Source organism: Streptomyces sp. NPDC043867 (genome assembly GCF_056435845.1).
Genome location: NZ_JBWKDS010000055.1, coordinates 36,154 through 47,304 on the forward strand (window position 1 = coordinate 36,154; position 11,151 = coordinate 47,304).

The window sequence follows — 11,151 nt, forward strand, 5'->3', positions numbered from 1 at the left end:
ATCGCAACGATGTACGGGGAGGCCCCACTTGAGTGGTATCAGACCGACGAGGCGGGTGGCAGCGCTCGGCTCGGCCGGAGCGCTCGTCACGGCGACCCTGATAGCCGGAGCCGTCGCGGCGCCGTCGGCAGCCGCCGACGCGCGGCACGGACAGGACCGACAGGCCCGGGGTGCCGCGATCGCGGCGGCCAGGGCCGCCAAGGCCGGGATCGACTGGAAGGACTGCCCTGCCGACTGGGGCTTCGCCAAGCCGATCCAGTGCGGGTGGGTCACGGTGCCGCTCGACTACGCGCGTCCGAACGGCAAGCAGATCAAGATCGCCGTCGACCGCATCGGGAACACCGGGACCAAGGAGGAGCGCCAGGGCGCCCTCGTCTACAACCCGGGCGGCCCCGGCGGTTCGGGCATGCGTTTCCCGACCCGGGTCACCAACAAGAACCCGGTCTGGGCCAACGCCGCGAAGGCGTACGACTTCGTGGGCTTCGACCCGCGCGGTGTCGGTCACTCGGCGCCCATCTCCTGCATCGACCCGCAGGAGTTCGTCAAGGCGCCGAAGGCCGACCCGGTCCCGGACTCCGAGGCCGACAAGCGCGCCCAGCGCAAGCTCGCCGCCGAGTACGCGGACGGCTGTGCCGAGCGCAGCGGCGAGATGCTGCCGCAGATGACCACGCCGAACACCGCGCGCGACCTGGACGTCGTCCGGGCCGCCCTCGGCGAGCGGAAGCTCAACTACCTGGGCGTCTCCTACGGCACCTACCTGGGCGCCGTCTACGGCACGCTCTTCCCGGGACACGTCCGCCGCATGGTCGTCGACAGCGTGGTCAACCCCTCGCGGGAGAAGATCTGGTACGAGGCCAACCTCGACCAGGACATCGCCTTCGAGGGACGCTGGAAGGACTGGGAGGACTGGGTCGCGAAGAACGACGCGACCTTCCACCTCGGTGCCACCCGGGCCGAGGTCCAGGCCCAGTGGCTCAAGCTGCGGGCCACCGCCAAGAAGAGCCCGCTCGGTGGCGTCGTCGGACCGGCCGAGCTGATCGGCTTCTTCCAGAGCGCCCCGTACTACGACTCCGCGTGGGTGCCGGTCGCGACGGCGTTCAGCAAGTACGTCGCCGGTGACACCCAGGCGCTCGTCGACGCGGCCGCTCCGGACCCGGCGGACCTCGCGGGCAACAAGGCCTCCGAGAACAGCAACGCCGTCTACACCGCGGTCGAGTGCACCGACGCCAAGTGGCCCACCAGCTGGAAGAAGTGGGACCGGGACAACACGCGGCTCCACAAGGACTACCCGTTCATGACGTGGGCCAACGCGTGGATGAACCTGCCCTGCGCCACCTGGCCGGCCAAGCAGCAGACCCCGGTCAGCGTGAAGACCGGCAAGGGGCTGCCGGCCGTCCTGATCGTGCAGTCCACCGATGACGCCGCCACCCCGTACGAGGGCGCCGTCGAACTGCACAAGCGCTTCAAGGGCTCCCGCCTGATCACCGAGAAGGACGCGGGCTCGCACGGCGTGACCGGTCTGGTCAACCCGTGCATCAACGAGCGGGTGGACACCTACCTGCTCACGGGCGGCACGGACGCGGCCGACGTGACGTGCGCCCCGCACGCCACGCCCAAGCCGTAGTCCGGCCCGGCGACACAGCGAGGGGGCGGCCGGTCTTCCGGCCGCCCCCTTCGCCGTCCGTCCGGCGCCGTCACCTCGTCGGCAGCCGCGGGAACCTGCGCGCCCGCCGCGCCTGTGCCGCGGCCTCCTTCGCCTTGACGGCGGCCGCGTACTCGTCGACGTACTCCTGCCCGGAGAGCGTGAGGACGGCGTACATGATCTCGTCGGTGACCGCGCGCAGGATGGTCTTCTCGTTCTCCATCCCGGCGTAGCGCGAGAAGTCGAGCGGGGTGCCGAAGCGGATCGCGACGGGACGGACGCGCGGGATCCTCTTGCCCGGCGGCTGCGCCTCGAACGTGCCGATCATCGCGCAGGGGATCACCGGCGCGCCCGCCTTGAGGGCCATCACGGCGACGCCGACCTTGCCCTTGTAAAGCCGGCCGTCGTGCGAGCGGGTGCCCTCCGGGTAGATGCCGAGCAGCTCGTCCTTGCGCAGGACGCACAGTCCCTCGCGGATGGCGGCCTGCCCGGCGTCCTTGCCCGACCGGTCCACCGGGATCTGTCCGGCACTGCGGAAGAAGAAGGCGGTCAGCCGGCCCTTGATGCCGGGGCCGGTGAAGTACTCGGCCTTCGCCAGGAAGGTGATGCGCCGCTTCAGGATGGCGGGCATCAGGAAGTGGTCCGAGAACGAGAGGTGATTGCCCGCGATGATGGCCGCGCCCGACGACGGCACGTGCTCCAGGCCCTCGATCCGCGGCCGGAACACCAGCCGCAGCAGCGGACCCAGAAGCACGTATTTGAGCACGTAATAAAACACTCTGCCGCTCCTTCGTACCCCCGCGGGAGCGATCAGTGTAGGCACGGGCGTCGCCGGGCGTAACCATCTCGCAGGCACGCCCTGTCGCCACGTGGCCGGTATCAGCCGCCCTGCGTCAGAACCTTCTCCAGGGCCCCGAGAGCGGACTGGAGTTCCTCACCGCTGATGGTCAGCGGAGGGGCGAGCCGGATCGTGGAGCCGTGGGTGTCCTTGACCAGAACCCCCTCCCGCACGAGGCGTTCACTGATCTCGCGGCCCGTGCCGACGGCGGGGTCGACGTCCACGCCCGCCCACAGCCCCCGGGCGCGGAACCCGACGACGCCCCGGCCCACCAGGTGCGTGAGGCCGCCCCGCAGGACGACACCCAGTTCGGCGGCCCGGCGCTGGAATTCACCCGTCTCCAGCAGCTCCACGACCGCCGAACCGACCGCCGCCGACAGCGGGTTGCCGCCGAACGTGGACCCGTGCTCGCCGGGACGCAGCACCCCGAGCACCTCGCGACGGCCGACCACCGCGGAGACCGGCACGATGCCGCCGCCCAGCGCCTTGCCCAGCAGGAGCAGGTCCGGGACGACGCCCTCGTGGTCGACGGCCAGCGTGCGGCCGGTGCGCCCGAGCCCCGACTGGATCTCGTCCGCGACGAACAGGCATCCGGCGCGCCGCGTCAGCTCGCGGACGCCGGTGAGATAGCCCTCGTCCGGGATGACGACGCCGGCCTCGCCCTGGATGGGTTCGAGGAGCACGGCCGCCGTGGTCTCGTCCACGGCCGCCTCCAGCGCGGCGAGGTCGTTGTACGGCACCACGCGGAAGCCCGGGGTGAACGGGCCGAAGCCGGCGCGGGCCGTCTCGTCGGTGGAGAAGCTGACGATGGTGGTCGTCCGGCCGTGGAAGTTCCCGGCGGCCACCACGATCGTCGCCCGCCCGGCCGGGACGCCCTTCACCTCGTACGCCCACTTGCGGGCCACCTTGACGGCGCTCTCCACCGCCTCGGCGCCCGTGTTCATCGGCAGCACCATGTCCAGGCCGGTCAGGTCGGCCAGCGACTCGGCGAACTGGGCGAGCCGGTCGTTGTGGAAGGCGCGGGAGGTCAGGGTCAGCCGGTCGAGCTGGCGGTGCGCGGCCTCGATCAGGGCGGGGTGCCGGTGGCCGAAGTTGAGGGCCGAGTAGCCGGCCAGCATGTCCAGGTAGCGGCGCCCCTCGACGTCCTCCACCCAGGTGCCCTCGGCGCGGGCGACGACGACGGGCAGCGGGTGGTAGTTGTGCGCGACGACGGGGGCTTCGGCGCGGATGACGTCGGCGGAGCTGCGCGTACGGGCGGGAGCGGTCATGAGCGGATCTCCTGGGTGCAGCACTTGATGCCGCCGCCGGCCTTGTGGAACTCCGAGAGGTCGACGGGGACGGGGGCGTAGCCGTGGCGGTCGAGCTGGTCGGCGAGGGCAGCGGCGCGCGGCGAGATGAACACGTGGCGGCCGTCGGAGACGGAGTTGAGGCCGAACGTCATCGCGTCCTCGCGGGTGGCGATCACCGCGTCCGGGAAGAGCCGCGCCAGCACCTCGCGGCTGCCGGGCGAGAAGGCCTCCGGGTAGTACGCGATGTTCGCCGCGCCCCCGTCGTTCCCGTCGTCCAGCACGAACAGGGCGGTGTCCAGATGGTAGAAACGCGGGTCCACCAGCTGGAGGCTGACCACCGGGACGCCGAAGAACTCCTGCACCTCCCGGTGGGCCTCGCGGGTGGTGCGGAAACCGGTGCCCGCCAGGACGTACCGGCCGACCGGGACCAGGTCGCCCTCGCCCTCGCACACCGACTCGGGGCGGTACACGTCGAAACCGGCCGTCTGGAACCAGGTCTCGTACGCCAGGGACTCGGGGCGGCGCTGCGGGGCGTGGAAGTACGAGCCGAAGACCCGGCCCGCGAGGACGAGCGCGCAGTTCGCGGCGAACACCATGTCGGGCAGGTCGGAGACGGGATCGACGGAGTCGACGGTGTGGCCGTGGGCGCGGTAGGCGCGGACCAGCGCCTGCCACTGTTCGCGGGCGAGATCGACGTCGACGTGAAGGCCGGGGTGCATCCAGGGATTGATCGCGTACTGCACGGCGAAGTGTCTGGGTTCGCAGACGAGGAAGCGCCGGGGGCGCGGCACACGGCTCTCGGGCACGGACGGGTTCCTCCGCTTCCTGCGGTGTCGGCTGGGATGCCTCCACGGTAGGAATGGGGGGATACGAGCGACAAGTGTGGAGAGCTGCGCGTGTGCGCAGCTTTGCTGCGTGATCGCGACTGTCAGCGCATGTTTGCTGCGTCGTCCGGTGCGGCGTGGGTCGCACCGGCCTCCGGAGCCTCCGGCAGCAGGTGGGACAGCACCATGTAGCTCATCGTCTTGCGGATGAACGGCTCGGTCCTGATCCGCTCCAGCACCTCCTCGAAGTGCTCCACGTCCGTGGCCCGCACGTGCAGCAGCGCGTCCGCGCCGCCGGTCACCGTCATCGCCGCGGTGATCTCCGGATGGTTGCGGACCACCTCGGCCAGGCGCCGGGGCGGTGCAGCACCCTCGCAGTACACCTCGACGTACGCCTCGGTGCGCCAGCCGAGCGCCGTCGGCTTCACCGTGGCCGTGAACCCGGTGATCACCCCGGTCTCGCGCAACCGGTCGACGCGGCGCTTGACCGCGGTGGCCGACAGACCGATCGACGCGCCGATCTCCGCGAAGGTGGCCCGGGCGTTCGCCATCAGAGCCGTGATGATCTTGCGGTCGAGGTCGTCGAACATCGCGGGCTTGCTGTTCATGGCGGCACTGTATCCAGCGCGTCGGCGGCACTGTGTCCAGCGCGGCGGCGGCACCGGGCCCGTCGGCGTCCGTGCCCCGTGCGGCGCCTGAGCCGCCGCCCCGCACGTGTCCACGCGTACGAATAGCTCTTACACTCCACCTTCATGCTGCGCGCGCTCGCCGTCGACGACGAACGGCCCTCCCTCGAGGAACTCCTCTATCTGCTGAACGCCGATCCACGGGTCGGCAGCGCCGAGGGCGCGAGCGGTGCGACCGAGGCACTGCGCCGGATCAACCGCGCACTCGAATCCGGGCCCGACGGGCCGGAGGCGATCGACGTGGTCTTCCTCGACATCCACATGCCCGGGCTCGACGGGCTGGACATGGCCCGGCTGCTCACCGGGTTCGCCCAGCCGCCGCTCGTCGTGTTCGTCACCGCCCACGAGGGCTTCGCCGTCCAGGCCTTCGACCTCAAGGCCGTCGACTACGTGCTCAAACCCGTACGCAGGGAACGGCTCGCGGAGGCCGTCAGACGCGCCGTCCAGCTCAGGGACGCCGCCCCGCTCATCCCGGTGCACGAGCCCGACCCGGACCACATATCCGTCGAGCTCGGCGGCGTCACCCGCTTCGTGGCCGTCGAGGACATCACCCACGTCGAGGCCCAGGGCGACTACGCGCGCCTGCACACCGCCCAGGGCAGCCACCTCGTCCGCATCCCGCTCTCCACCCTGGAGGAGCGCTGGCGCCGGCGCGGCTTCGTCCGCATCCACCGGCGCCACCTCGTCGCCCTGCGCCACGTCGACGAACTCCGCCTCGACGCGGGCACCGTCAGCGTCCAGGTCGGCGCCGTCGAACTCCAGGTGAGCCGGCGGCACGCCCGTGAGCTGCGCGATCTGCTGCTGCGCCGGACCGCGGGCTGAGGGGGGACGGCGTGCCGCAGGATCCGGCCGACCGCCGCGTCGTCGTCACCGGGGTGCCCCGGCGCACCCGCGGCGCGTCCGGTTACTACCGGCCGAGGACCGAGATCGACGAACAGACCACGCTGGGCCACACCTACGTGCGTTCCCTCATGCGCAGCCAACTGCGGGCGGGCCTCACGGTGTTCGCCGTCCTGGTCCTCCTCGTCGGGCCCCTGCCCCTCGTCTTCGCCGCGCTGCCCGACGGCGCGGGCCCGCAGTGGGCGGTGCTCGGCTTCGGCCTGTACCCGCCGCTGGTCCTGCTGGCCCGCTGGTACGTGCGCCGCGCGGAACGCAACGAGAAGGACTTCGTGCGCCTTGTCGAGGACCGCTGAGATGGCCCCCGCGAGGGCGGCCGGGCGGGCCGACACGATGAAGGCCGGGCGGACCTGTGCGAAGGCGGCCAAGCCGGTCGGCAGGGTGACAGCCGGTCCGCCCCGCGCGAGGGCGGCCGGTCCGCCCCGCGTGACGAGAGCGGGCAGCGCGCCGTGAACCAGAGCTACGCCGTCTCCGCGGTCGCCCTGGTCGTCCTCGCGACCGTCCTGGTCGGCGCGTTCGGACTGCGCATCTCCCGGACCACCTCCGACTTCTACGTCGCCTCGCGCACCGTGGGCCCCCGGCTCAACGCGGCCGCGATCAGCGGCGAGTACCTGTCCGCGGCCTCCTTCCTCGGCATCGCGGGACTCGTCCTCGTCCAGGGCCCCGACATGCTCTGGTACCCGGTCGGCTACACCGCGGGCTACCTGGTGCTGCTGCTCTTCGTGGCCGCCCCGCTGCGCCGCTCCGGGGCCTACACGCTGCCCGACTTCGCCGAGGCGCGGCTCGCCTCGCAGCCGGTGCGCCGGCTGGCCGGCGCCTTCGTGGTCGGGGTCGGCTGGCTGTACCTGCTGCCCCAGCTGCAGGGCGCGGGCCTCACGCTGGCCGTGCTCACCGACGCGCCCGACCGGTTCGGCGGCGTGCTCGTCGCCCTCGTCGTGGTCGCCACGGTCGCCGCGGGCGGCATGCGCAGCATCACCTTCGTGCAGGCCTTCCAGTACTGGCTGAAGCTCACCGCGCTGCTGGTCCCCGCCCTGTTCCTGGTCCTCGCCTGGCAGGGCGACGGCGCACCGCGGCACGCCTTCGACGAACCGGCCACCTTCCGCGAACAGCGCGTCGTCCGCGTCGACGACAGCCTCGACCTGGAACTCGCCGCGCCGCTCCGCGTCACGGTGAGCGGCACGGTCGACGGCCACCGGTACACGGGGGACCGGCTGCGCCTGCCGGCCGGCGCCCACCACATCGCGCGCGGCACCCGGCTGGTCTTCGCGGAGGGCGCCCCGGTCCCCGCAGCCGACCGGACGGACGGCGGCGGCATGTCGACGTCCCTGGCGGCAGCCCGCGAGGAACGCCCCCTGTACGCCACGTACGGACTGATCCTCGCCACCTTCCTCGGCACGATGGGACTCCCGCACGTGGTGGTCCGCTTCTACACCAGCCCGCACGGAGTCGCCGCCCGCCGCACCACCGTCGCGGTGCTCGGACTCATCGGCGCCTTCTACCTGCTGCCCCCGGTCTACGGAGCGCTGGGCAGGCTCTACGCCCCCGAGCTGACCGTCACCGGGAACGCCGACGCCGCCGTACTGCTGCTGCCCGACCGCATGATCGGCGGCCTCGGCGGCGACCTGCTCGGGGCACTGGTGGCGGGCGGAGCCTTCGCCGCGTTCCTGTCCACGGCGTCCGGACTGACCATGGCGGTGGCAGGCGTCCTCACCCAGGACGTGCTGCCCTCCCGCGGCGTACGGCACTTCCGCCTCGGGACGGTCCTCGCGATGGCCGTGCCGCTGGCGGCGAGCATGCTGGTCGGCGGGCTGCCCGTCGCCGACGCGGTGGGCCTCGCCTTCGCCGTGTCCGCGTCCTCCTTCTGCCCGCTGCTCGTCCTCGGCATCTGGTGGTGGCGGCTGACCCCGCCCGGCGCGGCGGCCGGCATGCTGGTCGGGGGCGGCGCCGCCTTCGCCGCCGTGGCCGCGACCATGGCCGGCTGGCCAGGCACCGGCACCCTGCACGCGCTGCTCGCCTGGCCCGCGCTGTGGTCCGTGCCGCTCGGCTTCCTCACCATGGTGCTGGTGTCCCTGGCCACGCCGGGCCGGGTGCCCGCGGGGACCGCGACGATCCTGGCCCGGTTCCACCTGCCGGAGGAGCTGTCCGACGAGCCGAGGCGCACCGCGCCAGCGCATCCGAAGGAGGCCGGGGCGTGAGCGGCACGCGGGATTCCCGCGAACCCGACGCCCGCCCGGGGGTACGGGCGTGAGCGGCTTCCTCGCCGGGCTGTGCGTCGCCGTGCTCCCCCTGCTGGCCGCGGGCTTCTGGCTCGGCCGGCGAACCTCCAGGCCCCGCAGCCTCGGCGGCCTCGGCACCCCCGTCGAGCACGCCACCTTCCAGACCCTGCACACCGCCTCCCTCGCCGCGCCCCCGCTGCGCGCCGGGCTCACCGAGGAGACGGCCCGCAGATCCGCCCGCCGGCTGCGCACCCTGCTCGGCACGGACGCCCTCTGTCTCACCGACCACAAGACGGCCCTCGCCTGGGACGGCGCGGGGGAGCACCACCGCGCCGAGATCATGGAGCGGCTCGGCGGCCCCCTGGAGTCCGGCCGCGGTGAGGCCTTCCGGCTCGTCTGCGACACCCCCGACTGCCCGCTGCGCTGGGCCGTCGTCGCCCCGCTCACGGTCGACGACCGGGTGCACGGAGCGCTGGTCGTCTGCGCGCCCCGCGAGTCCGCCGTCCTCGTCCGGGCCGCGGGCGAGGTCGCCCGCTGGGTCTCGGTCCAGCTGGAACTCGCCGACCTGGACCGGTCCCGCACCCGCCTGATCGAGGCGGAGATCAAAGCCCTGCGCGCGCAGATATCCCCGCACTTCATCTTCAACTCGCTCGCGGTGATCGCCTCGTTCGTGCGCACCGACCCCGAGCGGGCCCGCGAACTGCTGCTGGAGTTCGCCGACTTCACCCGCTACTCGTTCCGCAGGCACGGCGACTTCACCACTCTCGCCGACGAGCTGCACGCCATCGACCACTACCTGGCCCTCGTCCGCGCCCGCTTCGGCGACCGGCTCGCGGTCACCCTGCAGATCGCCCCCGAGGTGCTGCCGGTCGCGCTGCCCTTCCTCTGCCTCCAGCCCCTGGTGGAGAACGCCGTCAAGCACGGCCTGGAGGGCAGGAGCGACAAGAGCCACATCAGCATCACCGCCCAGGACGCCGGTGCCGAGGCGCTGGTCGTCATCGAGGACGACGGCGTCGGCATGGACCCCGTACTGCTGCGCCGCATCCTCGCCGGGGAGGTCAGCCCCTCGGGCGGCATCGGTCTGTCGAACGTCGACGAGCGGCTGCGCCAGGTGTACGGGGACGACCACGGGCTGGTCATCGAGACGGCGGTGGGAGCGGGCATGAAGATCACGGCCCGGTTGCCGAAGTACCAGCCGGGCGTGCACTCGGCGGGGCGGCTGCCCCGGGACTGACTCCCCGGGGCGACCCGCTGCCGCCCCGGGGCAGGGGGCGTCAGGTGGTGCGGGTGGCCACCATTCCCAGCGTGATCAGACCGAGCACGACCCAGCCGAACCACAGCCAGCCGTTGCTCCCCAGGGCCACCGTGTAGGCCGTCACCGCGACGAGCCCACCTATGGTGAGCACCCCCATCGTCTTCGTGGAACCGGGCATCGCAACACCCTCCTCATGGTTCGTCCTCCTCCATGGTGCCCCGATCCGGCTCGGAACGGTCCACCTGGGACGTGAGGGGCCTGTTTCCGCGGCTGCGGCCCTGTGGGGCCGGTTCAGCGGCCGCGGGCGTCCAGGGATGCCAGGTAGGCGTTGTACGCCGCCAGCTCCTTGTCGCCGTCGCGGTCGGCGGCCCGGTCGGTGCGGCGGGCCTGCCGCTGCTCGGAGCCGTACCACTGGAACAGCAGCGCCAGGAGCACCAGCACCGAGGGGATCTCGCTGAACGCCCAGGCGATGCCGCCCGCCGCGTTCTGGTCGGCGAGCGCGTCGATGCCGAGCGAGGCGGGCGGGTTCTCGTACGTCTGAACCATCGGCGCGGACGCCATCATCAGCGCGATGCCGAAGAAGGCGTGGAACGGCATGCCCGCGAACAGCTCCAGCATCCGCATCAGATAGCCGGGCCGGTGCGGGCCGGGGTCCACGCCCATGATCGGCCAGAAGAAGACCAGTCCCACGGCGAGGAAGTGGCACATCATCGCGATGTGACCGGCCCTCGACCCCATCAGGAAGTCGAAGACCGGCGAGAAGTAGAGGGCGTAGAGGCTCGCGATGAACAGCGGGATGGTGAACGCCGGGTGCGTGACGATCCGCATGTAGCGGCTGTGCAGGAACATCAGCAGCAGCTCGCGCGGGCCCTTCTGCCCCCGGGTGCCGGCCACCGGCAGCGCCCGCAGCGCCAGGGTGATCGGCGCCCCGAGCAGGATCAGGATCGGCGAGAGCATGCTGATCACCATGTGCTGGACCATGTGCACGCTGAACATGACCATGCCGTAGTCGTTCAGCCGGGTGCACATCATGAGCAGGACGCTCAGCACGCCGATGACGAAGGACGCGGTCCGGCCGGCGGACCAGGCGTCACCGCGCCGCGTGAGACGCACGACCCCCCAGCCGTACAGGCCGAGCCCCACCAGACAGGCGACGAGGAAGAACGGATCCGTGGACCACTCGAGACCTCGTCCCAGCGTGAACGGCGGCAGCTCCGTGGTCATGCCGTGCCCGCTGTGATCCATCCGCCGGCTCCTGATTCGTGGGGGTGCCTCCCGGGCCCATTTACGCCACTGGGGGAGGGTGTGGGCTGTCTGTCCGGGTCCAGAGTAGAACCGCCCCCGGTCGCGGCTGCGACCGGGGGCAGGGCTTCGGGACGGGCGGCGTCGAACCGGACGGTCCGCGGCGGACTAGGGCCTGTCGTTTGGATCATGCCGGCGTCGCGGGGTCTGGCACGCACATCTGCGGCGTTGTCGTCGGTCGCCGACGCTCCGCGTCGACTCC

At 72.1% G+C, this 11,151-nt stretch carries 11 protein-coding genes; 5 read left to right on the forward strand and 6 right to left on the reverse strand.

The features are described from left to right. Positions 1–28: 28 nt before the first annotated feature. Positions 29–1,624 carry an alpha/beta hydrolase gene (locus AC069T_RS35125; RefSeq protein ID WP_478786592.1) on the forward strand — a complete coding sequence of 532 codons (1,596 nt, stop codon included), beginning with the start codon at positions 29–31 and terminating at the stop codon, positions 1,622–1,624. Positions 1,625–1,694: 70 nt separating this feature from the next. Here the strand turns inward: AC069T_RS35125 and AC069T_RS35130 are convergent, their stop codons facing one another. The 4 genes from AC069T_RS35130 to AC069T_RS35145 form a co-directional block, all read right to left on the reverse strand. Beyond that, entirely contained in the window at positions 1,695–2,420 is a 726-nt protein-coding gene (locus AC069T_RS35130) for a lysophospholipid acyltransferase family protein (RefSeq protein ID WP_478786593.1), read from the reverse strand. A gap of 101 nt (positions 2,421–2,521) precedes the next feature. Beyond that, the gene (rocD, locus tag AC069T_RS35135; protein ID WP_478786594.1) at positions 2,522–3,748 is read right to left on the reverse strand and encodes an ornithine--oxo-acid transaminase; all 1,227 of its coding nucleotides are present in this window, start codon (positions 3,746–3,748) and stop codon (positions 2,522–2,524) included. Then, positions 3,745–4,575 carry a dimethylargininase gene (ddaH, locus tag AC069T_RS35140; RefSeq protein WP_478786595.1) on the reverse strand — a complete coding sequence of 277 codons (831 nt, stop codon included), beginning with the start codon at positions 4,573–4,575 and terminating at the stop codon, positions 3,745–3,747. Before ddaH ends, rocD begins: the two co-directional genes overlap by 4 nt. Before the next feature lie 122 nt (positions 4,576–4,697). Continuing rightward, on the reverse strand, positions 4,698–5,201 hold the full coding sequence (locus AC069T_RS35145) for an Lrp/AsnC family transcriptional regulator (protein WP_478786596.1): 504 nt from the start codon (positions 5,199–5,201) through the stop codon (positions 4,698–4,700). Between the two features lie 144 nt (positions 5,202–5,345). Here AC069T_RS35145 and AC069T_RS35150 point away from each other — a divergent pair, with 144 nt between their 5' ends. The 4 genes from AC069T_RS35150 to AC069T_RS35165 all read left to right on the forward strand — a co-directional run bounded on the left by AC069T_RS35150 (position 5,346) and on the right by AC069T_RS35165 (position 9,626). After that, a complete protein-coding gene (locus AC069T_RS35150; RefSeq protein WP_478786597.1) occupies positions 5,346–6,101 on the forward strand; it encodes a LytR/AlgR family response regulator transcription factor in 756 nt (251 codons plus the stop codon). A gap of 11 nt (positions 6,102–6,112) precedes the next feature. Further along, a complete protein-coding gene (locus tag AC069T_RS35155) occupies positions 6,113–6,472 on the forward strand; it encodes a hypothetical protein (RefSeq protein ID WP_478786598.1) in 360 nt (119 codons plus the stop codon). A 153-nt stretch (positions 6,473–6,625) separates the two neighbouring features. Next, on the forward strand, positions 6,626–8,371 hold the full coding sequence (locus tag AC069T_RS35160; protein ID WP_478786599.1) for a sodium/solute symporter: 1,746 nt from the start codon (positions 6,626–6,628) through the stop codon (positions 8,369–8,371). A 49-nt stretch (positions 8,372–8,420) separates the two neighbouring features. Continuing rightward, positions 8,421–9,626, forward strand: coding sequence for a sensor histidine kinase (locus AC069T_RS35165; protein WP_478786600.1), 1,206 nt, complete (start codon positions 8,421–8,423; stop codon positions 9,624–9,626). A gap of 40 nt (positions 9,627–9,666) precedes the next feature. On the opposite strand, the gene AC069T_RS35170 is transcribed toward AC069T_RS35165, so the two are convergent. Both AC069T_RS35170 and AC069T_RS35175 read right to left on the reverse strand, forming a co-directional pair. Next, entirely contained in the window at positions 9,667–9,825 is a 159-nt protein-coding gene (locus tag AC069T_RS35170; protein WP_356164609.1) for a hypothetical protein, read from the reverse strand. 113 nt (positions 9,826–9,938) lie between these two features. Next, positions 9,939–10,892: a cytochrome c oxidase assembly protein gene (locus tag AC069T_RS35175; protein WP_478786601.1), complete on the reverse strand. Its 954-nt coding sequence runs from the start codon at positions 10,890–10,892 to the stop codon at positions 9,939–9,941. Between the last annotated feature and the right edge of the window lie 259 nt (positions 10,893–11,151).